Annotated in this window: 21 protein-coding genes; 14 read left to right on the top strand and 7 right to left on the bottom strand. The window is 63.8% G+C overall.

Going from position 1 to position 22,478, the window contains the following annotated elements; translation table 11 throughout:
• Positions 1-13: 13 nt before the first annotated feature.
• Positions 14-2,056, top strand: a complete 2,043-nt coding sequence (locus IRI77_RS32160) for a carbon starvation CstA family protein (protein WP_194449036.1) — start codon at positions 14-16, stop codon at positions 2,054-2,056.
• On the top strand, positions 2,053-2,229 hold the full coding sequence (locus IRI77_RS32155; RefSeq protein ID WP_194449035.1) for a hypothetical protein: 177 nt from the start codon (positions 2,053-2,055) through the stop codon (positions 2,227-2,229). Before IRI77_RS32160 ends, IRI77_RS32155 begins: the two co-directional genes overlap by 4 nt.
• On the opposite strand, the gene IRI77_RS32150 is transcribed toward IRI77_RS32155, so the two are convergent.
• Together IRI77_RS32150 and IRI77_RS32145 are read right to left on the bottom strand one after the other, a co-directional pair.
• A complete protein-coding gene (locus IRI77_RS32150; protein ID WP_194449034.1) occupies positions 2,230-2,541 on the bottom strand; it encodes a hypothetical protein in 312 nt (103 codons plus the stop codon).
• Positions 2,526-4,097 carry a glycosyltransferase family 39 protein gene (locus tag IRI77_RS32145; protein WP_194449033.1) on the bottom strand — a complete coding sequence of 524 codons (1,572 nt, stop codon included), beginning with the start codon at positions 4,095-4,097 and terminating at the stop codon, positions 2,526-2,528. Before IRI77_RS32145 ends, IRI77_RS32150 begins: the two co-directional genes overlap by 16 nt.
• Before the next feature lie 209 nt (positions 4,098-4,306).
• On the opposite strand from IRI77_RS32145, the gene IRI77_RS32140 reads away from it, so the two are divergent.
• From IRI77_RS32140 to IRI77_RS32125, 4 genes are read left to right on the top strand one after another with little or no spacing between them, the layout of a single operon-like run.
• Positions 4,307-4,549 carry a 4Fe-4S dicluster domain-containing protein gene (locus tag IRI77_RS32140; protein ID WP_194449032.1) on the top strand — a complete coding sequence of 81 codons (243 nt, stop codon included), beginning with the start codon at positions 4,307-4,309 and terminating at the stop codon, positions 4,547-4,549.
• Positions 4,546-5,706, top strand: a complete 1,161-nt coding sequence (locus tag IRI77_RS32135) for a 2-oxoacid:acceptor oxidoreductase subunit alpha (protein WP_194449031.1) — start codon at positions 4,546-4,548, stop codon at positions 5,704-5,706. Before IRI77_RS32140 ends, IRI77_RS32135 begins: the two co-directional genes overlap by 4 nt.
• Positions 5,703-6,596 carry a thiamine pyrophosphate-dependent enzyme gene (locus IRI77_RS32130; protein ID WP_194449030.1) on the top strand — a complete coding sequence of 298 codons (894 nt, stop codon included), beginning with the start codon at positions 5,703-5,705 and terminating at the stop codon, positions 6,594-6,596. Before IRI77_RS32135 ends, IRI77_RS32130 begins: the two co-directional genes overlap by 4 nt.
• Positions 6,590-7,189: a 2-oxoacid:acceptor oxidoreductase family protein gene (locus IRI77_RS32125; RefSeq protein WP_228486429.1), complete on the top strand. Its 600-nt coding sequence runs from the start codon at positions 6,590-6,592 to the stop codon at positions 7,187-7,189. Before IRI77_RS32130 ends, IRI77_RS32125 begins: the two co-directional genes overlap by 7 nt.
• 3 nt (positions 7,190-7,192) lie before the next feature.
• Here IRI77_RS32125 and IRI77_RS32120 read toward each other — a convergent pair whose 3' ends face one another.
• Genes IRI77_RS32120 through IRI77_RS32100 form a run of 5 tightly spaced genes read right to left on the bottom strand, consistent with a single transcriptional unit; the run spans position 7,193 to position 13,521 of the window.
• The gene (locus tag IRI77_RS32120; RefSeq protein WP_194449029.1) at positions 7,193-8,023 is read right to left on the bottom strand and encodes a coiled-coil domain-containing protein; all 831 of its coding nucleotides are present in this window, start codon (positions 8,021-8,023) and stop codon (positions 7,193-7,195) included.
• Positions 8,024-8,032: 9 nt separating this feature from the next.
• Positions 8,033-8,968, bottom strand: coding sequence for a vWA domain-containing protein (locus tag IRI77_RS32115; RefSeq protein ID WP_194449028.1), 936 nt, complete (start codon positions 8,966-8,968; stop codon positions 8,033-8,035).
• A 22-nt stretch (positions 8,969-8,990) separates the two neighbouring features.
• On the bottom strand, positions 8,991-11,786 hold the full coding sequence (locus IRI77_RS32110) for an outer membrane beta-barrel protein (protein ID WP_194449027.1): 2,796 nt from the start codon (positions 11,784-11,786) through the stop codon (positions 8,991-8,993).
• A gap of 55 nt (positions 11,787-11,841) precedes the next feature.
• Positions 11,842-12,306, bottom strand: coding sequence for a TlpA family protein disulfide reductase (locus IRI77_RS32105; protein ID WP_194449026.1), 465 nt, complete (start codon positions 12,304-12,306; stop codon positions 11,842-11,844).
• 18 nt (positions 12,307-12,324) lie between these two features.
• Positions 12,325-13,521: an inner membrane CreD family protein gene (locus IRI77_RS32100; protein ID WP_194449025.1), complete on the bottom strand. Its 1,197-nt coding sequence runs from the start codon at positions 13,519-13,521 to the stop codon at positions 12,325-12,327.
• A 135-nt stretch (positions 13,522-13,656) separates the two neighbouring features.
• Here IRI77_RS32100 and lpxD point away from each other — a divergent pair, with 135 nt between their 5' ends.
• The 8 genes from lpxD to IRI77_RS32060 all read left to right on the top strand — a co-directional run bounded on the left by lpxD (position 13,657) and on the right by IRI77_RS32060 (position 22,445).
• Positions 13,657-14,694: a UDP-3-O-(3-hydroxymyristoyl)glucosamine N-acyltransferase gene (lpxD, locus tag IRI77_RS32095; RefSeq protein ID WP_194449024.1), complete on the top strand. Its 1,038-nt coding sequence runs from the start codon at positions 13,657-13,659 to the stop codon at positions 14,692-14,694.
• Positions 14,691-15,479, top strand: coding sequence for an LOG family protein (locus tag IRI77_RS32090; RefSeq protein WP_194449023.1), 789 nt, complete (start codon positions 14,691-14,693; stop codon positions 15,477-15,479). Before lpxD ends, IRI77_RS32090 begins: the two co-directional genes overlap by 4 nt.
• Before the next feature lie 67 nt (positions 15,480-15,546).
• A complete protein-coding gene (locus tag IRI77_RS32085; RefSeq protein ID WP_194449022.1) occupies positions 15,547-17,553 on the top strand; it encodes a PP2C family protein-serine/threonine phosphatase in 2,007 nt (668 codons plus the stop codon).
• A 4-nt stretch (positions 17,554-17,557) separates the two neighbouring features.
• The gene (locus IRI77_RS32080; RefSeq protein ID WP_194449021.1) at positions 17,558-18,568 is read left to right on the top strand and encodes a potassium channel family protein; all 1,011 of its coding nucleotides are present in this window, start codon (positions 17,558-17,560) and stop codon (positions 18,566-18,568) included.
• A gap of 13 nt (positions 18,569-18,581) precedes the next feature.
• Complete coding sequence (locus tag IRI77_RS32075; RefSeq protein WP_194449020.1) at positions 18,582-20,054, top strand: NAD(P)H-hydrate dehydratase; 1,473 nt, start codon at positions 18,582-18,584, stop codon at positions 20,052-20,054.
• The gene (gene tsaE / locus IRI77_RS32070; protein ID WP_194449019.1) at positions 20,051-20,482 is read left to right on the top strand and encodes a tRNA (adenosine(37)-N6)-threonylcarbamoyltransferase complex ATPase subunit type 1 TsaE; all 432 of its coding nucleotides are present in this window, start codon (positions 20,051-20,053) and stop codon (positions 20,480-20,482) included. The genes IRI77_RS32075 and tsaE overlap by 4 nt, the downstream gene beginning before the upstream one ends.
• A 5-nt stretch (positions 20,483-20,487) precedes the next feature.
• Entirely contained in the window at positions 20,488-21,570 is a 1,083-nt protein-coding gene (locus IRI77_RS32065) for an AI-2E family transporter (protein WP_194449018.1), read from the top strand.
• A gap of 41 nt (positions 21,571-21,611) precedes the next feature.
• Positions 21,612-22,445 (top strand): helix-turn-helix transcriptional regulator, encoded by an 834-nt coding sequence (locus tag IRI77_RS32060; RefSeq protein WP_194449017.1) that lies wholly within the window; start codon positions 21,612-21,614, stop codon positions 22,443-22,445.
• Positions 22,446-22,478: the final 33 nt, after the last annotated feature.

Here is a 22,478-nt window from a genome sequence, read left to right as displayed (position 1 = left end):
ACAATCTTTCACTATGAGCAAACGGTTCGGAGTTTTGCCCGGGATTGTACTTGGCGTGGTGGGCGCGTTCTGCCTGGGCGGGATCGCGCTGAAGCAAGGGGAGTCGATCAACAGTGCGTGGCTGGTGACTGCCGCGGTGTGCAGTTACCTGGCGGCCTACCGGCTCTATGGCGCATTCATCGCGGCCAAGGTGATGGCGCTGGATGAGCGCAGGGCGACTCCGGCCGAGCGGTTGCGCAACGGCCACGATTTCGAACCGACGAACAAGTGGATTTTATTCGGGCATCATTTCGCGGCGATTGCGGGCCCGGGCCCGCTGGTGGGACCGACGCTGGCGGCGCAGTTTGGGTATCTGCCCGGAACGCTGTGGATCATCTTGGGCGTGGTGCTGGGCGGGGCGGTGCAGGATTTCATCATCCTGTTCTGCAGCGTGCGGCGGGACGGCAAGTCGCTGGGCCAGATGGCAAGGGAAGAGATCGGCAAGATCGGCGGCGGCACGGCGCTGATCACGGTGCTGCTGATCATGGTGATCCTGCTGGCGGTGATCGGGCTGGTGGTGGTGAATGCGTTGAAGGGCAGCCCGTGGGGCACGTTCACGATCGCGGCGACGATGCCGATTGCGGTGTTCATGGGATTGTACCTGCGGTATTGGCGGCCGGGCCGGGTGCTGGAAGTTTCGGTGATCGGATTCCTGCTGGTGGTGGCGAGCATCTTCGGCGGCGAGTGGGTGGCGCATCATGCCACGTTCGGGCCGATGTTCACGCTGGGCGGGATGGCGCTGGCGATCGCGGTGATCATCTACGGGTTCCTGGCGAGTGCGCTGCCGGTGTGGCTGTTGCTGGCTCCGCGGGATTACCTGAGCACGTTTGTGAAGCTGGGCGTGGTGCTGATGCTGGGCGTGGGGATTCTGTTTGTGCGGCCGGAATTGCACATGCCGGCGTTTACGCGGTTTGTGGATGGCACGGGTCCCATCTTCGCGGGCAAGATCTTCCCGTTCTGCTTCATCACGATTGCGTGCGGCGCGATTTCCGGGTTCCACGCTTTGATCTCGTCGGGCACGACTCCGAAGATGATTGCGAGCGAGGGGCATATTCTGCCGGTCGGGTACGGGTCGATGCTGCTGGAGAGTTTCGTGGCGATGATGGCGATGGTGGCGGCCTGCGCGCTGCCTCCGGGCGTGTTCTTCGCCGTGAATTCGCCGGCCGGGATTGTGGGCACGACTCCGGCGGCGGCGACGGCGACGATCTCGTCGTGGGGGTTCCCAGTCACTCCGGGTGAGATGGCCACGCTGGCGAAGCATGTGGGCGAGGAGTCGCTGTTCTACCGGACGGGTGGGGCTCCTTCGCTGGCTTTGGGCATGGCGGGGATCTTTTCGCGGATCGCCGGCAACGAGACGGTGCTGCGGTTCTGGTATCACTTCGCGATCATGTTCGAGGCGCTGTTCATATTGACGGTGATTGACGCCGGGACGCGCGTGGGGCGGTTCATGCTGCAGGATTTCCTGGGGCATCTGTATAAACCGTTAGGGCGGACGTCGTGGATGCCGGGGGTATTGTTCACGAGCATCCTGGTGGTGGGCGCCTGGGGGTATTTCCTGATCCAGGGCGTGCTGGATCCGCTGGGCGGCATCAACTCGCTGTGGCCGCTGTTCGGGATCGCAAACCAGCTATTGGCGGCGGTGGCGTTGTGCGTGGCGACGACGATCCTGATCAAGATGCACCGCATGAGGTATGCGTGGATCACGCTGCTGCCGCTGTCGTGGCTGGTGATTGTGACGTATACGGCGGCGTGGCAGAAGATCTTCAGCGACGCTCCGCGGATTGGGTTCCTGGCGCAGGCGACGCAGTTGGAGGCGGCTCCGGCGACCGTGGCGACCAAACAGCTGATCTTCAATAACCGGCTGGATGCGGCGCTGTGCGGCATCTTCCTGGTGCTGGTGACGACGATCCTGGTGGATTCGATCTGGAACTGGGTGGGCATTATGAATGGATCGAAGACGGCGAAGAGCAGTGAGGCTCCGTTCGTATTGACCCAGCTTCAGGCGGAGGAGCTATGAGGGGCTTGAAATCGCTGTACCGGATCCTGATGGGGATCCTGCGGGAGATCGGCGACGAGAGCGCGTATCAGCGGCACCTGGCGGCGCACGGCCGGACGCACTGCGGCGCGGAGTGGCGGACGTTCTCGGAAGAGCGCATGCGGCAGAAGTACCAGCGCGCGAAGTGCTGCTGATCAGAACCCGCGCATCGAGACCCAGTAGAGATAGCCGGCCAGCGGCAGCAGGATCACGGCGCTGGCCGCGGCGCGCCGGCTGAGGGCACAGACCACAGCCAGGGTGCTGAAGAGGATGAGGGCCGGGCGGGTCATGCCGTCCCAAGTCCAGAGCAGACCTCGCGCGGTTTGCACCGCGGCCAGCGCGAGACTGCAGCCGACACATGCCCACTGCCAGCGGCCACCCGGCGTGCGCGTGAACAGGCCATGGACCAGGCCGCCCAACCAAAGGCTCATGGCGAGCAATTCCACAAGCGTCAGTGCGTTGCCCATGCCCGGTCCTCCCGGAGACATTGATGCACGATTTGCCCCAGAAGGACTAAAGCAATTATCAGCAGGACGCACCAGGCTCCGACGGCGTAGGGCTGGAGGGCTCCAAAGCGAAGGCCCAGTTGAAAGGGCAGGAGGCTCAATTGCTGCCATTCCGGCGGCAGGGGTCCGTGGTAGGGGATGCTGGGGCCCTGGCCGCTGATGGCCAGCCAGATGTTGATGAAACGGCGGGGGATGCTCCAGGGCAGGTTGAGGCGGCGCCACTGGAGGACTTCAATGGACGGGATGAGCAGGATAGAGGCGATCTGCAGGATGACGCTCCAGGAGATGACGGCGATGGCGAGGCCGCGCCAGGCCGTGGAGATCCGATGGCGGCTGGTCCAGAGGAGGGGGACGGCGAGGAGGCAGAGGAGGAGGACGGGGGTTTCGGTGTAGCGGTCGCCCCAGGAGATCTCGCCGGTGGGGGACATGTAGGTGGCGTAGAAGTAGATGTAGACGGTCAGGGTGGCTGCGGCGCCCAGGGCGAAGGCTCGAACCCGAGGCTCCAGTTGGCGCCAGAGCACGCCCAGGGCGAGGAGCGTGATCACCAGCAGGGGGTCGAAGAGAAAGATGGAGTTCTGCGGGGTCCAGAGCGCCTCTTTGACGCCGGCCAGCAGGGGATTGTTGAACATGTTGCCGCTGCTGTCGGTGGAGGGCGGCGGCTCCAGGAACGGGGTGTAGTAGGTGCCCCGGAAGGTCCAGAAGCGGTGGTACTGGTAGAGGCGTTCGATGAGTAGGAACACGGCGAAGGCAGGCGTGAAGGCCTTGGCGTAGGCGAGCAGGGCGGCTGCCGTGGTCTTCATGTTCCGGGTGTCCCAAAGCAGCAGCAGGAGCAGGCAGAGCACGATGCCGGCCGCATCGGCCAGGGTTGTGAGGCGGGTGAGGAAACTGAAGCCGAAGGCCGCGCCCGCCCAGACAGCGTCGCGCCACTGGCGGTGGTCGAACCAGCGCAGGGTGAAGAAGCCTCCGGCCAGCGCCATGGCCAGCATCAAGCTGTTTTCCTGGCAGTTCTGGATGTAGTGGAGGAACGTCGTGGCCAGCAGCAGGCTGAGGGTCCCGAGGGCGGCCGGGGCGTGCGCGAACTTAAGCTGGCGGAGCAGCAGGTAAGCGAAGCAGGCCGCCAAGCCGCAGACCAGGGTCTGGGAGAAGAAGGCGATGAGGATGAGGCGGAGGGCGTCGAGGACTTGGGATGAGACGGGTACGTGCCGGCGGGCGGGATCGAGGGTGGTGGTGACAGCGATGTCGAAGGGGAGGAAGACGAGCGGCTGGCCGAGCCCGAAGTAAGCGTGCCGCTTGCCGTCATAGGCGAGGGTTCCAAAGAGATTGGCTTCCTCCGGGCGGATTTCGGGCTCGGAGGTCCAGAGGGCACGGGTCTGCTGCAGGCGGCGGACGGGGTCGATACTCACCATGCTGCCGGCATTCACGAGGGCCGCCAGCAGGGCGACCAGCAGCCACAGGCGGGTGAAGAATCCGCGGGGTACGCGCAGACCGAAGGCGCCGGTGGTGAGGGTCGGGTTCATGGGCCTTCCCATGATAGTAGCGGTTTGGCGGGCTGGCGATGCAGGGGTGCGTAGAATCCCGCAGGGCTCAATCGACCGTTGAGTGAAGTTGGGAGGGCGGGGCTCGGTGTAACACGGTTGGACGCCGGATTCGGGCCAAAGTGTAGAAGAGTTCAACATCTGAAATTGGCCGCGCAATTGCATACACCATTTGGTCAAGGAGGGGCTCGATGCCAAAAGGCTCCGTTGCCGTCACGGCCGAACGCTGTAAAGGGTGTGGCTTCTGTGTAGAGTTCTGCCCCACTCACGTGCTGGAACTCTCGAATGCCTTTAACGCCAAAGGCTACCACCCGCCGCACATGATAAATGCCGAGAAATGCTCGGGTTGCAACCTGTGCGGCATGTATTGTCCAGACTTCGCCATCTTCGGCTACCGGTTCCCGGACGCGAAGAGCCAGAAGAAGGAAGCATGATGCACGCCGATCCCAACTGTGTCCTGACGGGCACACACTTCATGAATGGCGACGCCGCCTGCTGCGAGGGTGCGCTTGCCGCAGGTGCGCGATTTGCCGCAGGCTACCCCATCACTCCTTCCACTGAGGTAGTCGAGCGGTTTGCCGCCCGTGTCCCCAAGGTGGGGGGCATCTTCATCCAGATGGAAGACGAGTTGGCCGCGTCGATCGCCCTGCAGGGGATGGTCTGGGCGGGGGCGAAGTCGTTTACCGTGACCTCCGGACCGGGCTACTCGCTGATGATGGAGCATATCGGCTTCGCGGCGATGACCGAAACCCCTTGCGTGTTCGTGAATGTCCAGCGCGGCGGACCCTCCACCGGACTGCCCACGCTGCCGGCGCAGGGCGACATGATGCAGGCGCGGTTTGGGTCGCATGGTGACTATTCCACGATCTCGCTGGTGCCGAACTCGCCGCAGGAGTGCTTCAGCCTGACGGTGAAGGCATTCAACCTGGCGGAGCAGTTCCGGGTTCCGGTGATGTTCATGATGGACGAGTGCGTGGGGCATATGACGGAGAAGGTGGTCATCCCCGACGCGAAAGAGATTGAAGTCACCCCGCGCCGGCACGCCTCCAAGCCGCCGGGCGAGTTTGTCCTGTTCGAGCCGGGTGAGGACCTGGTGCCCGAGATCGCGCATGCCGGCGAGGGCTACAAGGTGTATGTCACGGGCCTGACGCACGACAAGCGCGGGTATCCGCTGATGAATCCGGCTTCGCAGAAGGAGCTGATCCCGCGGCTGTTCGAGAAGATCAGCCGGGCGGCCGATGAACTGACAATTGTAGAGGCCGAGGGTCTGGAAGGCGCCGATGTAGTGGTGGTGAGCTACGGCATCACGTCGCGGGTAGCGCAGCGGGCGATCGAGATGGCCCGGGATAAGGGCCTGAAGGTGGGCAAGCTGCGGCTGATCTGCGTATGGCCGTTCCCCGAGAAGCTGATCAGGGAGCTGGCGCCGAAGGTGAAGGCCCTGGTCATGCCGGAACTCAACATGGGCCAGGTGGTGATTGAACTGGAGCGTTGCGCCGGCGGCCAATGCAAGGTAATCAGCGTGCCCCATCCGGGCGGCACGGTACACAAACCGGCGGACATCCTGGCGGCAATTGAAAGAGGTGCGGAATGAGCACGGCGGCGGACCTGCACATCCACAATCCGGTGGAGGACGTACTGCGCAAAGAGCGCATCCCCACCATCTGGTGCCCAGGCTGCGGCATCGGAACGACGGTGAACAGCTTCGCGGCGGCGCTGCTGGGCCAGAACATCGATTTAAAGAAGACGGTGATCGTGAGCGGCATCGGGTGCTCCGGTCGAGTGAGCGGCTACATGGCGCTGGATTCGTTCCACACCACGCACGGCCGGGCGATCCCCTTCGCCACGGGGTTGAAGCTGGCGAATCCGGAGCTCACTGTCATTGTCTACTCCGGTGACGGCGACCTGACGTCCATCGGCGGCAACCACCTGATCCATGCGGCGCGGCGCAACATGGACATCATGGTGGTCTGCGTGAACAACATGATTTACGCCATGACCGGAGGCCAGGCGGCCGCGACGACGCCGGGCAACTCGATCACGACCACGAGCCCGTTCGGCAGTTTCGAACCCGAGATCTGCCTGCCTCAACTGGTGGATGCGGCGGGGGCGGTGTTTGTGGCGCGCTGGACGGCGTACCACGTGAAGCAACTGGAGCGCACGATGTCGAAGGCGCTCAAGAAGAAGGGCTTCCGGTTCATCGAGGTGCTGACGCCGTGCCCGACGCTGTACCAGCGGCGGAACAACATGGGCGACGGCCTGGCGGCGATGGTCGACTACAAGAACCGCAGCAAGATCAAGAACGGCGCGCCGACGTACGAAGTAGCGCTGGTGCCCGGCGGGGAGATCGTCGTGGGCGAGTTTGTCGACCGCGAGCGGGAAGACTACCTGACCCGCATGCGCCGCCAGCTTGGCACGAACTATAGTGAACTGCCGCCGCAGCCCGAGGAAGAAGAACAGGAGGGGTGCTGCTCATCATGCTGAAAGAGATTCGTATTGCAGGTTTCGGCGGGCAGGGCGTCATTCTGGCCGCGCACATTCTGGGCCGGGCCGTCTCCATTCACGAGGGCGGCTTTGCGACGATGACCCAGAACTACGGTCCTGAGGCGCGCGGCGGGGCGGCCAGTGCGGCGCTGGTGATCAGTGATCAGCCGGTGCTGTTCCCCTACGTATCCAATCCCGAGATTCTCGTCGTGATGTCGCAGGAAGCGTTCACACGCTACACGCCCGACCTCAAAGAGGGCGGCGTGCTGATTGTGGAAGAAGACCTGGTCCGCATGGAGAATGTGCCGCAGCACATCCGGGTCTATAGCATTCCGGCCACCCGCATTGCCGAAGAGCTGGGCAAGAAGATGGTGCTGAATGTGGTGATGGTGGGCTTCTTCTGCGCCATTACGGAGGCCGTCAGCTACGATGCGTGCAAGAAGGCGGTGGTCGACAGCGTGCCGGAGAAGTTCAGGAAGCTGAACCTGGATGCATTCGAGAACGGCTTCGGCTTCGGCAAGAACCTGCTGTCGAAGGGCGCCACGCGGGTAGAGGATACTGAGCCCGTCAGCGTGCTGGAATCGGCCAACTGACCGTTATTTCTGTCCCAGTTTCTGCGTCAGCGACTGAGCCTGCGTATTCAGGCTGAGGAGCTGGCGCAGGTCGTCTTCCGCGGACTGCACCGCCGTCTGGATCCTGGAGATGTCGGGCGCAGCCGTCACCGGACTGTCGCGTTGGGTATCGAGCCGGACGGCCAAAGCCCGCAATTGGTCTGTCAGTTCGCGATAGCGGCGCTGGAGACTGTTCACCACAGTCTCCCGGCGCCGGTTCACTTCCAGCAGGCTGTTGGCCGTATCGCCGGATGTGCCGAATTTCTTCTGCAGGCCGGCGAGTTCGTCGCGCGAATGGCGCAGGTTCGTTTCCAACTGCGAGAGGCGTTCGTTCTTCGTTTTGAGCTCGGCTTCCATGGCCTGCACGACGCGGCGGGTGGATTCGAAATCGTCGCGGACACCGGCTTCAGTGGCCGCCAGCTTCTTGTTTTCGAGCGAGAGGGTCTCGCGGGCTGACTCGAGGTCGCGGACCCTGTTCTGCAGGTCGGCATTTGTGGCCGTGGCCGCGGCCAGCCGGGTTTGGGCCTGTGCGAGGTCGCGGATCGCGTCGAGACGGCGGCCGTCGCCTTCGGACTTATGCGCAGGCGCGGCGGCAGCGGGTTCGATACCCCGTTCCGCCAGTTGCGCCCGGAGCGCTTCGTTTTCCTTGGCCAGTGCCGTGGCTTTGTCCGCGGCGGCCTGGTTCGACTTCTCCAGTTCACCCACGCGTGCCTGTAATGCCGGTCCACTCCGCTGCTGGCTGACATACAGCCATCCACTGAGCCCCAGGGAGAGCACCAGCAGAACCAGCAACACGGCTTGTACGCGATTGTGCATGACGGGATCTTACTCCTTTCCGCCGGCCCGCATGGAGAAGCGCGTCCGGTATTGCAGATCAGCACCTTCGGCGGAAAGGTGCATGGTGAAGTTCTTCGGGGTCCCCTGCGGGATTTCGACATCGACCGCCCACATGGAGCGGATCTTCTCAAAGGCCTGTGTAATCGTGATGGCGATGTCGGTCTGGGTGCGGCAGAACATGGCCTGGCCGCCGGTGGCCTCGGCCATCTGCTGGAGCCCGGTCTGATAGGCGTCGTTGAGGCGATCGCGCAGGAAGGCGAGGTGGGTGACGAAGACAGGAGCGTCGGCCTCGGCCAGGGTGGCGCTGAGTTTCGCCGTCTTTTCCCGGATGAGCGCCTCGGGAAAGCGGCGGCTGAGGTCGCGGGAGTCGCTCATATTGATGACCGGATTCGTGTAGTCTTCGCGGTAGTTGTAGATGTTCGAGTCGGTGATGTAGAGGATGGCCGTGCGGACGGGGGTTTTGCGCAGCAGGCTGGTGGCCAGGCGTTCAGCGGGTTCGATGGTCTCGAGCAGGCCGGCGCGTCCGGAGACGGGCGACTGTTGAATGGTGGTGGTGACGGAGGGGCGATCGGCCGTGGGATCGGTGACGACGCGCAGGCCGTCCTGCGAGCGCAGCACGCCGAGCCAGATGTTCGGCGGCAGTTTCTCGATCTCCGTGGCCATGGCTGCGCGGGCGGCGTCGACCAGCGTGAGGTCGCCGGTGACGTCGAGCACGACGAGCAGGATCAGGCCGTCTTCGGGTCCTTTGATGCGGGTGATGCGGGCGTCCTTGCCTTCCGCTTTCGCCTTGAGATCCTTCAACTCGGGAGTGGAGGACCAGGCGGTGACCCGGCGCACGTGGACCGCCGGCGCGGCCGTGGTGCTGGCGAAGAGCTGTGCCGCCACGAGCGCGGCCAACACGGGTATGGAAAACCGGCGCATCATCCTGAGTGCCTAATCCCCGGGCTCAGAAGCTAAACCTCAAGCCTAGCTGGACCACGCGTCCGCCGCGCGAGCCGATGATCTTGCCGGCATTCACGTTGGGCGAGCTCTCGGTGCCGATGACGGTGTCGGGCAGGTTCCAGTTGGCGTTGTTGATGAAGTTGAAGCCGGAGGCGGTGAACTCCATGCTGCGCTCCTGGTCGATGGCGAAGCGCTTGCTCACGGAGAGGTCGTGGTTCTGGGTCATGGGGTTGCGCAGGGTGGGGTGGGTGCGGGGGCCGCTGCCCATCTGGAAATCATCGGGATGGCTGAAGGCGGCGGGATTGAACCACATGTCCGGGCCCTGTTTGGAGGGGAGGGGATCCACGCCCTGCACGACATTGACGCGGACGGTCTGGAGGACGCCGCCGGTGTTGTTGAACTGGGCGCGGAGGGAGAGCGGGTCGCCGCTGGAGACGGAGGAGATGCCGCTGATGGACCAGCCATCGGTGAGGTAGCGACGCCAGTCCGGGAAGACGAGGTAGGGCTTGCTGGTGCCGATGGGGAGCTCGTACATGTAGGTGAGCGAGAGGCGGTGCGGATTGTTGCCGGCGGTGAGCCCCCACTCATTGTGACGATTGAAGAAGTCCTGCTTGCCGTAGGGGCCGGAGTAGTCGTCGTATTGGCGGGAGTATTCGTAAGTCCCGGTGAGCGAGAGGCCCTGGGCGGTGCGCTTTTCGACGCGGGCGGAGGCAGCTTCGCGGCGGTAGCGGCCGTCGGGCCACTGGCTGAAGACGTCGGTGGCGATGAACTGCGGGTAGGGGCGGAGCGAGCGGTTGAAGGCCTGGTCGTTCAACTGGTCGCGATAGGACATCATCTCCGGCCGCAGCGCATCGGGATTCACGGCGTAGTTGCCGACGAAGAGGTCCTTGCCCCAGGAGACGCCGAGAGAACCGGTCAGCACAAAGCCGCCGGTGAGTTCCCTCTCATAGCTGGCGCCGACGGACTGATAGCGCGGCAGGTGGCCGCCGGTTTCGAGGATGGTGGCGTTGGTATCGTCGGCGGCGGTGGGCGTGAGGTCGGGTATGGGCTTGGACGCGGGCGGCACGCCCTGGCTGAGCGTGAAGGCCGGCACGAGTTGCGAGTTGGCGGCGTAGTAGTTGGGGTGCCCGGTGAAGCCGCGCGTGCCCCACTGGCCGTTGTAGATGGGATACGCCTGGTAGCTCATGGCGTAAGAGAGCCGAAGCACGGCTTTGCGATTGCCCCGCGGGTTCCAGGCCAGGGAGAAGTTGGGTTGAGGCTTGATGGCCACGGGCTGGAAGGCGGCACCGTAGCCGCCTTTTCCTGCGAAGACCAGCGCGCCGAGGCGGCCATTGGAAGGATTGATGACAGAGAGGTCGACGGTGGATTGGCGGTTGTAGCGCTCAGTGCGCGGGGCGGAGGTCTGCATGTTCAGGCCGAAGCTGAAGGTGAGCCCCTGGCGGTACTCCCAGGTGTCCTGGAGCGCGGTGATCAAGGTCCAGTTGCGGAAGTAGGAGGGCGAAGGCACGTCGCTGTAGTCCGACGTGTCGACACCGCCCAGCAGGAAGCTGGCGAAGCTCTGGCCCGTATTCACGATGCCGGGCAGGCTGGTGAGCGAAGACGAGAAGTAGTAGCCGCCCGAAGGCAGGCCGGGGTTGAACGTATTCACCTGGTAGCGGACGAACTGGCCGACCATGCGGAGATTGTGCTTGCCGACACGCAGCGAGTGGGCGTCGGTGAGGACGAACGTATTGCGGGCGTTGCGCGCCTGGGGACTGTTGCGGCCCATGGCCAGGTAGCTGCCTAGCTCGATGCGCGGGAAAGCCTTGCCGGGCACGCCCGTGAGACCCAGTTGGGACGGCCAGTCGGCGGTATCGCTGACGTTCTCGTTGATGTCGCTGTGCGCTTCCAGGGTGAGCGTGTTCACGCTCTGCGGCGAAGCGGTGTAGACGTATTCGATGGAGCCGCGGCGGTTGACGTAATTGCGGTCGGGCGCGGCGGAGTCGGCGGCATTGGGAATGAAGGTCGCACTGCCGGCAAAGCCGTTGGTGAAGGCGTAGCTGACGGCGAGGCGGTGTTTCTCGAGGAAGGAGTGATCGACCTTGGCGATCATGCCGCTGGCTGTATTGGTTTCGGGCGCGACGGCGAAGTAGTTATTGCGGAAGAACGGGCCGGCATCGGAGTTGGGCTTGGGGTAGAAGGCAAGGATCTTGCGGGCGATGGGGTCCTGGCGGTCGACCGGGATGCGGTTGTTGGGGTAGGGATCCTTGATGTATTGCAGGTTGTCGCGCGAGACGGCCTGCGAGGAGTCGTAGTTGGGGTTGAGGCGCGTGGTGGAGGGGTCGTAGATCTCCTGCGGTTCGCCGGCGCTGTCGACCACCTGGCTGTAGTCGCCCTCACGCTCACTCAGGATGGGGACGGTGCGCAGGGAGCTGCGGCCGATGCGTTCGCGGACGCCTTCGTAGCTGAGAGAGAAAAAGGTTTTGCGGCCCCCGTTGTAGAGCTTGGGGATGATGACGGGTCCACTGACGTTGAAGCCCCATTGATTGCGGCGCAGCAGGTTTTTGTCGCCGCCGCGCTGGGCGATTTCGTGGGGGACGGCGTCGAGGACGTCGTTGCGGAAGTTCTCAGAGAGGCGGCCGTGGAACTGCGGCCGGCTGGCGCCGCTCTTCGAGGCTTTCTTGGGACTGTCCTCGCGGAAGCCGAGGTCGCGGGACAGGACCTTGAACTCCTCGACGGCCCGCTGGAGTTCGCTGGCGGGTTTGGCGGGCGGCGCGTTCTGGCCTTGCAGCACGGCTGCGGACGCAATTAGAGCGGCCATCCACGAACTGTTCCGTCTAAGTACCAAATACCAGTTTACCGTGCTGGACGCTTCCTCACAGATTCACTCGTTTCAGCAGTTGATGCAGGCCGGCGTCACCGATGCCGCCTTCCACGTCTGCTTTCAACCGGGATTCGGCATCCAGCAGGACATAGTGGGGAAAGGCGTTGGCTCCAAAGATAGCTGGGAGGTTGGTGGATCCGCCCAGGACAATCCGGCCCTTACGCGGGCTGTTCGCCAGGTATTTGCGTACAACTCGTTCCGATTCGTTCACGCTGACGGCGAGAACTGTCAGGCGATCGCCGTATTCTTCGACCAATGCATCGACGGCGGGCTGGTCGCGGCGGCAGACTCCGCACCAGGTGGCCCAGAACTGGATCAGGACCGGAGTGCCCTTCAGCGAGGATTTGGTGAACTTCTCGCCTTTTAATGTGGTACCCCGAAAATCAGGTGTTTCTTCCACGGGAAAGGCGCACAAACCCAGTCCGAATGAGCAGAGGAACGCTCGGCGGTACAACATGATTTCTTTACGTTACTACTACGCGGCGGGCTGAATTGGGGCCGGCGTGAAACGCTCCGACCATTTGACGCGGCCGGTCCATTGCATCACCGCGAAAAGCGTGCAGATGGAGCCGATGGTGATGGCGAGGCCGGTGTAGCCGGGGAAGAAGAACGCATACGAGAAGAGCACCAGGTAGGCGAATTGCGCGAGTCCGGCTTCGACCAGGGCGAAGCGCAGGCCGACCACGGTGCGCAAGTAGCTGACGACCAGCAGGACGGAGACGGCGGAGCTGATGAAGAACGCCGCGTGGATGGAGATGTGATCGACGAGATAGGCCAGCAGCAGGTGGAAAGCAAAGAAGGCACAGGCCAGGAAGAAGTAGTTCATGGGATGCAGGTCGATGCGCTTCATCGTCGTGATGACCAGCATGAGAAAAAAGAAAAAGAAGAGCGAAACCGGGGCGAAGGCGCTGATTTCGCCGGCCAGGGGGCCAGGCTGAGCTTTGACGGGCATTGTCACGGCAATGGGCACGCCGGAAACGAGGCTGGAGTAGTTCCACTGGAGATCCCAACCGGCCGGGGCATCCCGTTTTGCTGTCGGCGCAAGGGTGTTGTCGGGGAAGTCGATGTCGCGGAAATCCGTCGTCACCTTGCACTGGAAGTTGCGGATCTGGCCGGTGGCCTCGCCAAAACGGTATTGCCAGCTGTCGAGCCCCTGGGAACGGTAGGCCACCTGGAGGTTGAGTGCTTGGCCGGGCTCGAGTTCCACATGGGTCAAGAGGGCGCCGTCGCGGTTTTCGGTTGCCAGCGGCTGGCCGTCCCGCAGCAGGGTGAGGCCATCGTAGACGGCCTGGCGGGCGGGCAGGGGGAAGGTGAGCTTGGCCCGGACGGCGCGGCCGGTATCGTTCGTCAGGGCATAAACGCCCTCAAAGTTCACGGTGTAGGTGCTGAACCAGAGCAGCCCTTTCTGGCGCGGCTGGAGGGCCAGTTTGACGCGCAGGTCACTGCGCTCCAGGGGCAGGACGTGGGTCTCGACGCCGCCGGTGGAGTTGACGGAATCGACGGAGGCGACGGGCGGCTGCTGCGTGAGTTCCGAGCCCCAGACGGATTGCACGCGGCCACGCAGGCTGGAGCCGGAGGCGCTGCTGCGGCTGTAGATGGTGGCGGCGAGGATGGCCCACGCAATGGAGGTGCAGATGAAGATGAAGCCGATGGCGGCCAGGCGTTTGAACATGATGGGACCAGTATGCCCGCTGTTCGCCTCGTTGTAAAGTACTTTTCGATGTAAAGTTATTTCAAATGCCAACATTCAAATCGTAGCCCATCCTGGAACGCTGGCACGCTGCCCATTGCGCTACCCTGAGGCTGAATGAAGTTACAGGAACTGGCGGAACAGTTAGGCTGCGACCTGCGCGGAGACGGCAGTGTGGAGATCAGCGGCGTAGCCGGCATGGAGTATGCGTCCCCGTCGCAGATCACGTTTCTGGCGAATCCGAAGTACGCGCACAAGGTGAAGAATACGCAGGCCGCGGCGATCATTGCGGCGGCGTCGGTGCCGGAACTGCCCATCCCCGTGGTGGTGAGCGACAACCCTTATCTCGACTTCGCGCGCGCCCTGGCGTTGTTTTATCAGCCGCCGAAGCCGTCCGTGGGCATTCATTCGGCGGCTGTGATCGCAGCGACGGCGACGATTGGGGAGAACGCCTCCATCGGGGCCGGAGCGGTGATCGGCGAGCACGTGAAGATCGGGCGTAACGCGGTGATCCACCCGCTGGTAGTCATCTATGAAGGCGCGGAGATCGGCGATGATTTTCTTGGACATGCGCATTGCGTGGTGCGGGAGCACTGCCGGATCGGCAACCGGGTAATCCTGCAGAACGGGGTGATCATCGGCGGCGACGGGTTTGGCTTTGCGAAGCGCAAGGATGGAACGCATTTCAAGATCGTGCAGTCGGGTCCGGTGGTGATTGAGGACGATGTCGAGATCCAGACGCTGACCTCTGTGGACCGAGCGACGGTGGGGGAGACACGGGTGCGGCGCGGGGCGAAGATCGATTCACTGGTGCAGATCGGGCACGCCTGTGAAGTGGGCGAGGACAACATCATCTGCTCGCAGACGGGCCTGGCCGGGTCGACCATCCTCAAGAAGAACGTGCTGCTGGCCGGGCAGGTGGGGATATCGGGCCACCTGACGATTCACGACAACGCGATTGTGTACGCGCAGAGCGGCATTGGGCACGATGTACCGGCGGGCAGCATTGTGTCGGGCTCGCCGGCGTTCGATGCGGGCGACTGGCGCCGCGCGATCACGGCCTACCCGAAACTGCCGGAGCTCCTCAAGACGGTGAGACAATTGGAGAAACGCGTCAAGGAACTGGAATCCACGCTGACCGGAAAGTCGGAATGAAGAAAAGCGCACATCAAAACCGGGCTCCGTTCGCCTACAAGAACGAGGCATTCCTGGATAGCTGGAACGGACGTTCCCTGCGAATCCTGTCGGAGTATCTGGAGCCGCTCGACCGCTTCAGCCAGGAGAAGATCCGGGACACGGTGGTGTTCTTCGGGTCGGCGCGGATCCAGGAAGAGGGTCCGCTGGCCAAGTATTACAAGGACGCCAGGGAATTCGCGCGGCTGATCACGCAATGGTCGGACGCGATGGAGCCGCCGACGCGCCGTTTCGTCGTTTGTACGGGCGGGGGCCCGGGCATCATGGAGGCGGCCAACCGGGGGGCGCGCGATGCCGGCGGAAAAACGATCGGCCTGAACATTGCGCTGCCGCACGAGCAGTACCCGAATCCTTATCTTTCGCCCGAGCTGAACTTCCAGTTCAACTACTTTTTCATGCGCAAGTTCTGGTTCGCCTACCTGGCCAAGGCGCTGGTGGTGTTCCCGGGCGGCTTCGGAACGTTGGACGAGCTGACTGAAATCCTCACCCTGGTCCAGACCCAGAAGCTCGAGAAGAAGATCATGATCATCATGTACGGCACCGAGTTCTGGAAGGAAGTGATCAACTTCGACGCGCTGGCCAAGTACGGTGTCATTGCTCCGGAAGACATGAAGCTAATGGACTTCGTGGACGATCCGCACACCGCCCTGGACCATCTGAAGGACTTCCTGAGCCGGAACTACCTGCAGCCGCACCAGGTGCGCGCGCTGGAGGAGATGCCGGATATCGCGAAGTCGCGCATTTGAGTGGAATCCAGGCTCAGTTGCCTAGCACAAAGACCACAGGCCCGAAATCTAGTAATCTGATACCCGAATGGCCTTTTCAGGCTGGCTGAATCCCATCCGTTCGCTTGGCTGGATCGAGAGGCTCTTTGCCGTATTTTTTACGCTCTCCGCCATCCTATATTGGCGGGGTGGTCTCGATTCGCTGCCGGGCCTTTTGCTGCTGCTCGTTACGGTCTTTTTCGGGTTCGCCACGATTTGGAGAGTAGGCGTCCGGCTGGTGCGGCGGGCCATCTGGCGGCTGCGCAACCGGCTGATTGTCGCTTATCTGTTCATCGCGGTGGTCCCGATCCTGCTGCTGGCCGTGCTGACGATTACGGGCGCCTGGATGATCTCGGGCCAGATTGCGGCCTATCTATTGAACATGGAGATGGACCGGCGGGTGAACTCGCTGCGGCAGACGGCGGTCTCGCTGGCGAGAGTCTCGGCCCAATCGAGGGCGGAGGCCGTGAAGCGATCCGGGTTCATCTTCCACGACCGCTATCCCGGCTTGCAGATTCTGGTCCACGACCAGGACGGGAAAGAAGTCCGTTATCCGGAGGACGCCAGACTCGAAGTGCCGCCGCCGGGCCACCTGGAATCGGCCGGGCTGGTGGTGCGGGACAAAACGTTCTTCCTGTGGGCGCATACCGGTGGGCCGAAGACGGAGGTCGTCATCCTGGTGCCGGTGACGCGGACGTTTCTGCAGTCACTGGTGCCGCAATTGGGCGATATCCAACTGGCGCCGATCGGCCTGACCGCGGAAGAGGCGCGGGAACTCGACTACCGCCTGCATCCACCGGTGCCGGAGGAGGCAGTCAATGCGGCCACCGTCGCGGCGACGGGCGTCCCGAGTCCCACCAGCTTCCTCGACTTCCGCCTGAAATGGGGCGTGCGGCTGGGCGTGCCGGTGTGGGAGAAGCCGGGTGTCAGCCGGACCAATTTCCTGGGGGTGGTGACGCGCATCTCCGGGCCGATGAAGATCGTTTTCAGCGCCGATACCGGGACAGACGTGCCTTCGCTGCTGGTGTTCTTCACCTTCTGCGGCATCGTCTTCCTGGTGGTGGAGGTGATCTCGTTCTACATCGGCGTCTCGCTGTCGCGCACGATGACGCTGGCGGTGCACGAGCTCTACGAAGCCACGGTGCACATCCGCGAAGGCGACCTGACGCACCGGATCCAGGTGAATGGGAACGACCAGTTGGCGGAACTGGGTACGTCATTCAACATCATGGCGGGGAATCTGGAACGGCTGCTGCAGTCTGAGAAGGAGCGGCAGAAGATGCAGGCGGAGCTGGAGATCGCGCGCGAGGTGCAGGATCAACTGCATCCCAAGCCGATGTCGGGCTTGGGTTCGCTGCGGGTGACGTCCTTCTGCACGGCGGCGCGCATGGTGTCGGGCGACTATTTCGACTACCAGACCATCAGCGACAGCCAGCTCGCGCTGGTGATCGGGGATGTCGCGGGCAAAGGCATCTCGGCGGCGCTGCTGATGGCGACGCTGCAATCGGCGCTGCGGTGCGAACTGCGCCACTCCACCGAGATGGCCACCGCGGCCGCGGTGGGGATGGGCGAGGGCTATGCGGCCCCGAGGGTGTCTCCTTCGCAGTTGGTGTCGAACCTGAACCAGCACCTCTATCTGTCGACGGCTCCGGAAAAGTACGCCACGTTCTTCTTCAGCGTCTATGACGAAGTGTCCAGCACGCTGAGCTATACGAACGGCGGCCACCTGTCGCCCATCCTGGTCCGTGACGGCAAGGCGACGCTGCTGGATTCGAACGGCCTGGTGGTGGGTGCGTTTCCGTTTGCGGAATATAGCGAGAGCCGGGTCAAGCTGGAAGCGGGCGATCTGTTGGTGTGCTACACGGACGGCATCACGGAGCCGGAGAACGCATACGGCGAGATGTTTGGCGAGGATCGCCTGATCGCGCTGCTGCTGGCGCATGCCGACAAAGACGGGGCCGAGATCGCGGCCAGGATCGTGGAGGAAGTCACGAAGTGGACGGCTTCGTCGGAGTTGCAGGACGATATGACGTTGTTGCTGGCGCGAAAGGTCTGAGATCGTGACCCCGCAGTTTCGCCGCATCTGGTTTGTCGCCGCCGCCATCGCCGGCACGGTGACCGTGGGCACGCTGGGGTATATCTTCATCGCCGATTACCCGGTGCTGGACGCCATCTACATGGCCGTCATGACCATGACCACGGTGGGCTATGGCGAGATCCGGCCGCTGAGCCAGGCGGCGCGGGTGTTCAATACGGGCTACATGCTGCTGAGCGTCAGCATGCTGCTGCTGGCCCTGGGCGTGATGACGCAGACCATCATCGAACTGCAGTTCGGCAACCTGTTGGTGAAGAGGCGCGCAAAGAAGATGATCGACAAGCTGGAGAATCACTACATCATCTGCGGCTTTGGCCGTGTGGGGCGGGGCTCGGCGGCGGAACTGCGGCAGGCCGGCGTACCGCTCGTCATCATCGACCGCAGGGAAGACCGTGTGGACTGGGCGATGCGCGCGGGCTACCTGGCGTGCCTGGGCGATTCCACGCGCGACGAGACGCTCTACGAGGTCCGGGTGACGCACGCGCGTGGCCTGATCGCAGCCCTGGCGACGGACGCCGACAACCTGTTTGCCGTGATTTCGGCCAAGACGCTGAATCCAAAGATCCGCGTGGCTGCGCGCGCGGCGGAAGAAGAGGCGGAGCGGAAGATGCGGCAGGTGGGCGCGGACGCTGTTTTCGCGCCGTACGTTATGACCGGCACGCGCCTGGCGCAGTCGCTGCTGAAGCCGCACGTCCGCCAGTTTCTCGACTTCGCCACCACCAATATCGGGCTCGATGTCGGCATTGAACAGTTGGAAGTGGGAACGGGCAGCGACCTGGTGGGCAAGTCGCTGGCCGACCTGCGGATCCGCAGTGAACTGAAGGTGATTGTGCTGGCAATCCGCCGCGCGGACGGTAAGATGGTGTTCAATCCCCCCGCGGACGCGCTGATCGAGGTGCAGGACTACCTCATCGTGATGGGCGAGAACGAGCCGCTGCGGCGTTTGGAGAGCCGTGTGACGGGGGCTGCCTCGTAAGGCTGAGGACACCATGAAAGTACTCACCGGCGCACAGATGCGTGAGATCGACCGTCTCACGATGGAAGCGGGCATTCCCGGTCTTGTGCTGATGGAGAACGCGGGCTGCCGCTTTGTGGAGTTCCTGGAACGGAACTACGGCCCGCTGGACCAGCATCGCATCGTGGTGGTGTGCGGCAAGGGCAACAATGGCGGTGACGGGCTGGTGATTGCCCGGCAGTTGAGCATCCGCTTCAAGCCGCGTTCGCTGGACGTGATCCTGGCCTATCCGCCGACGGAGTTCAAGGACGACTCGGCCACCAACTGGAAAATGCTGCAGGTGACGGGCACGCGCGTGACACGGACGCTGGAGCCGCGGATGCGCGCGGCGACGCTGGTCATCGACGCGCTGCTGGGCACTGGCCTGCAGGGTCCGGCGCGCAGTCCGGCGCTGGAGTGGATTCGCGAGATCAACGGCGGCTTCCCGGGCGCCACGGTGGTGAGCGTGGACGTGCCTTCGGGTTTGTTCGACGGCGGTGAATCGGTGCGGGCCGCGGATACGGTCACATTTACGGCGCCCAAGCTGGAACAGGTGGTGCCACCCACCTGCGACCGGGTGGGCCGGCTGCATGTGGTGCAGATTGGCACTCCTCTGTCGCTGATGGACAAGAGTCCGGAGTACTGGCTGAATGTCGTGGAGCCGCGTCAGTTCCGGCGGCTGTTCGAGCCGCGGCCTGCTGGTTCGCATAAGGGTGATTTCGGGCATGTTCTGGTGATTGGGGGCGCCCCGGGCAAAGGCGGCGCGGCGGCGATGTCCGGCCTGGCTGCTTTGAAGATCGGCGCGGGGCTGGTGACCGTGGCAACGGCGGAAGAAGAGCGGCGGACGGTGACGGCGCTGGCTCCGGAACTGATGACCCAGTCGATCGGGCAGGATCCGGGCGGTAAGGACGTGCTCGCGATTGGGCCGGGCCTGGGCCAGGAACCGGATCTGGCGGGGGTCGCGCAGCGTTTGTTCGCACAATCCGCGCTGCCGCTGGTGATCGACGCGGATGGACTCAATGCGCTGGCCGGCACTGCGTTTCATGGGCCGGGACCGTGGCGCGTGCTGACGCCGCATCCGGGTGAGATGTCGCGGCTGGCCGGCTGCAAGACGACGGACATCCAGGCAGATCGCGTGGGCGTCGCGCGCAAGTTCGCGATGGAAAGGAATGTGGTGCTGGTGCTGAAGGGCCAGCGCACGGTGGTGGCCTTCCCCGATGGACGGGCCTTCCTCAACCCCAGCGGTACGCCCGCCATGGCCACGGCAGGCAGCGGGGACATCCTCACCGGCCTGATTGCCGGCCTGATGGCGCAGTGGCCCGACCGGCGGGAACAGGCCGTGCTGGCCGCGGTGTGGCTGCACGGGCGATCCGGCGAGTTGGGCGCGGCGGCGCTGACTGAACAGTCGTTGACGGCGACGGACCTGATCCGGTATCTGCCGGCCGCCATCCGCGAAACACAGGCATGACCAGCACACGCTACACCACCGCGAACGAGGAAGAGACCATTGAACTGGGCCGCGTGCTGGCCGCCCGCTGGCCCCGGCCGTGCATCGTCCTGCTGATCGGCAATCTGGGGGCGGGCAAGACCACACTGGCCAAGGGCATTGCCGAAGGGCTGGGCTCCGCCAGGGCGGACGACGTCTCGAGCCCGACGTTTCCGCTGATCCACGAATACGGCGAGGAGGGGGATCTCTATCACATCGACCTGTACCGCCTGGACACGATGGAGGAGGTGGAGACGCTCGGCCTGGAGGAGATCTTCTCGCGCCGGGCGGTCGTCCTGCTGGAATGGGCGGAGCGCTTCCCGGCCCTGTTGCCGGCGGAACGGATCGAGATCCGGATCGAGGCCATCGAGGAAGAAACGCGTGTCCTGACGGTCACTGAGCTACCCTGAAGCAGATGACTGAGTCTTCCGGCCCGAGTCGATCGCTGATCGCCCTGACCGCTCTGGCGGTTGCCGCCGCGGCTCTCGTATATGTGCTGCTGCTGCCGTTCCTGCATCCCATTTTCTTCGCGCTCGTGCTGGCGATCGCCGCTCAACCCCTGTACCACGCCATCTCGTCGCGGTTGAAGCGGCCTGCCCTTTCGGCGATTCTCACCACGTTCCTGATGATCACAGCCGTTCTGGTGCCCTTGGCCATGCTGACCGTCACCATCATCAACGAGGCGGGCACGACCTACAATCAACTGGCCCAGCAGAGCGCGGAAAAGGGCGGCTGGGGCCAGTATCTTAACGATCTGCTGGATCCGCCGGTGCAGTGGGTGGCGGCGAAGACGGGCATGCCGGCACCCAACGTGCAGGCGGCGGTCCTGCAGCGCATGCAAACCATGAGCTCCTCGCTGCTGCAATGGAGCGGCTCGCTGCTGGGCAACCTGACCAGCACGCTGGGCGACCTGGTGCTGAGCATCTTCGTCATGTTCTTTCTGTTCCTGGAAGGAAATGCGATCTGGGCTGGGATTCTTCGATGGATGCCCCTGCCGGAATCGCGGACCAGAGAGCTGTTGCAGACGATCTCGGACGCCATCGTGGCGAACGTCTATGGATTCGTGGCCGTTGGCGTCGTCCAGGGCGTGCTCACGGGCCTGGCGTTCTGGTTTACCGGATTGCACGCGCCGTTCCTGTGGGGTTCCGTTGCGGCCATCTGCTCGCTGCTGCCGCTGGCCGGTACCGCCATCGTCTGGGCGCCGGCCGCGCTGATCCTGCTGGCCCACGGCGCATGGGGCAAGGCGCTGTTCATGCTGCTGTGGGGCATCCTGGCCATCAGCATGTCCGATAACATCGTGCGGCCCATGGTGCTGAGCGGGCGCACGGACATGAATACCCTGGTCGTTTTCTTCGCCCTGATGGGCGGATTGCAAGCCTTCGGTTTCATCGGCCTGTTCGCCGGACCGGTGATTTTCTCCGTCGCCATCGCCGTCTTCCGCATGCTGCGCGAGGAGTATACGCAGCCGATGGTCGAGCTCGAGATCAAACAGGCTTAGCGCGGGTTGAACCACGCCGTCCGCGGGCGCGTATACCCTTCATGGATCCACGAGCCGCGTTCGTCCTGCCGCATGGCCAGTTTCTTGGCGCCTGTGCCTCGAAGCGAGAGGCTGGCGGGTTCGCGCTCTCTGAACTGACGCCCACCGTGCCGGCGGAAGAGGTCGCACGGCATACCCATGAAGACGCGCATCTCGTGCTGCTGCTGGATGGCACGTATATCTCCACCGCGGCCAAGGCCCCGCCCCTCTGCCGGCCGCCGCTGCTGATCTACAATCCGCCTGGGACCACGCACCGGGACCGCTTCCACGCGCTGGACGGGCGCTTTCTGACGATCTCGGTATCCGGCGAGAGCCTGCAGCGGATCCGGCAGTTCCTGGAGCCCCTGGACCAGCCCACCGCCTTCCGGTCAGGTCCGCCGCTGCAACTGGCGCAGCGTTTGTTCCACGAGTGCCGCCAGTGGGACCAGGTTTCTCCGCTGGCCGCCGAAGGACTGTGCCTGGAGCTGATGGCGGAGATGGCGCGGGCGGCGGACCGCCCGCACCGTCAACCACCCTCGTGGCTGAAGACCGCGCGAGACCTGATCCACGATCGTTGTGCCGAGAACATCGGCGTCTCGGAGATCGCCCAGGCCGTGGGTGTTCATCCCGTCCACCTGGCCCGGACGTTCCGGGAGTTCTACCAGTGCACGCCTGGCGACTATCTGCGGCACTGCCGGCTGGAGCACGCGGCCGGGCTGCTGCGGCGTCACGCACAGCCCATCGCGGAGATTGCCCTGGACGCGGGCTTCGCGGACCAAAGCCACTTCTCCAAGGCCTTTCGCAAGGCGTTCGCCGTGTCGCCGAGCGAATACCGCCGCGCGCATGTTGCCCGCTGACCAATCCGCTCCGCTGGTACAAGACAGAACCCG

Origin of the sequence: Paludibaculum fermentans, assembly GCF_015277775.1 — a bacterium.
Classification (GTDB): Bacteria; Acidobacteriota; Terriglobia; order Bryobacterales; family Bryobacteraceae; genus Paludibaculum; species Paludibaculum fermentans.
This window is presented reverse-complemented; position numbering and strand designations above follow the sequence as displayed.

What these genes read in the sequence shown, in the direction of transcription:
- IRI77_RS32145 (WP_194449033.1), bottom strand. Translation starts at nt 4,097, where the DNA reads ATGAACCCGACCCTCACCACCGGCGCCTTCGGTCTGCGCGTACCCCGC.
- IRI77_RS32135 (WP_194449031.1), top strand. Translation starts at nt 4,546, where the DNA reads ATGATGCACGCCGATCCCAACTGTGTCCTGACGGGCACACACTTCATG.
- IRI77_RS32120 (WP_194449029.1), bottom strand. Translation starts at nt 8,023, where the DNA reads ATGCACAATCGCGTACAAGCCGTGTTGCTGGTTCTGCTGGTGCTCTCC.
- IRI77_RS32125 (WP_228486429.1), top strand. Translation starts at nt 6,590, where the DNA reads ATGCTGAAAGAGATTCGTATTGCAGGTTTCGGCGGGCAGGGCGTCATT.
- IRI77_RS32110 (WP_194449027.1), bottom strand. Translation starts at nt 11,786, where the DNA reads ATGGCCGCTCTAATTGCGTCCGCAGCCGTGCTGCAAGGCCAGAACGCG.
- lpxD (WP_194449024.1), top strand. Translation starts at nt 13,657, where the DNA reads ATGAAGTTACAGGAACTGGCGGAACAGTTAGGCTGCGACCTGCGCGGA.
- IRI77_RS32160 (WP_194449036.1), top strand. Translation starts at nt 14, where the DNA reads ATGAGCAAACGGTTCGGAGTTTTGCCCGGGATTGTACTTGGCGTGGTG.
- IRI77_RS32130 (WP_194449030.1), top strand. Translation starts at nt 5,703, where the DNA reads ATGAGCACGGCGGCGGACCTGCACATCCACAATCCGGTGGAGGACGTA.
- IRI77_RS32100 (WP_194449025.1), bottom strand. Translation starts at nt 13,521, where the DNA reads ATGTTCAAACGCCTGGCCGCCATCGGCTTCATCTTCATCTGCACCTCC.
- IRI77_RS32115 (WP_194449028.1), bottom strand. Translation starts at nt 8,968, where the DNA reads ATGATGCGCCGGTTTTCCATACCCGTGTTGGCCGCGCTCGTGGCGGCA.
- IRI77_RS32060 (WP_194449017.1), top strand. Translation starts at nt 21,612, where the DNA reads ATGGATCCACGAGCCGCGTTCGTCCTGCCGCATGGCCAGTTTCTTGGC.
- tsaE (WP_194449019.1), top strand. Translation starts at nt 20,051, where the DNA reads ATGACCAGCACACGCTACACCACCGCGAACGAGGAAGAGACCATTGAA.
- IRI77_RS32075 (WP_194449020.1), top strand. Translation starts at nt 18,582, where the DNA reads ATGAAAGTACTCACCGGCGCACAGATGCGTGAGATCGACCGTCTCACG.
- IRI77_RS32105 (WP_194449026.1), bottom strand. Translation starts at nt 12,306, where the DNA reads ATGTTGTACCGCCGAGCGTTCCTCTGCTCATTCGGACTGGGTTTGTGC.
- IRI77_RS32090 (WP_194449023.1), top strand. Translation starts at nt 14,691, where the DNA reads ATGAAGAAAAGCGCACATCAAAACCGGGCTCCGTTCGCCTACAAGAAC.
- IRI77_RS32155 (WP_194449035.1), top strand. Translation starts at nt 2,053, where the DNA reads ATGAGGGGCTTGAAATCGCTGTACCGGATCCTGATGGGGATCCTGCGG.
- IRI77_RS32065 (WP_194449018.1), top strand. Translation starts at nt 20,488, where the DNA reads ATGACTGAGTCTTCCGGCCCGAGTCGATCGCTGATCGCCCTGACCGCT.
- IRI77_RS32085 (WP_194449022.1), top strand. Translation starts at nt 15,547, where the DNA reads ATGGCCTTTTCAGGCTGGCTGAATCCCATCCGTTCGCTTGGCTGGATC.
- IRI77_RS32140 (WP_194449032.1), top strand. Translation starts at nt 4,307, where the DNA reads ATGCCAAAAGGCTCCGTTGCCGTCACGGCCGAACGCTGTAAAGGGTGT.
- IRI77_RS32150 (WP_194449034.1), bottom strand. Translation starts at nt 2,541, where the DNA reads ATGGGCAACGCACTGACGCTTGTGGAATTGCTCGCCATGAGCCTTTGG.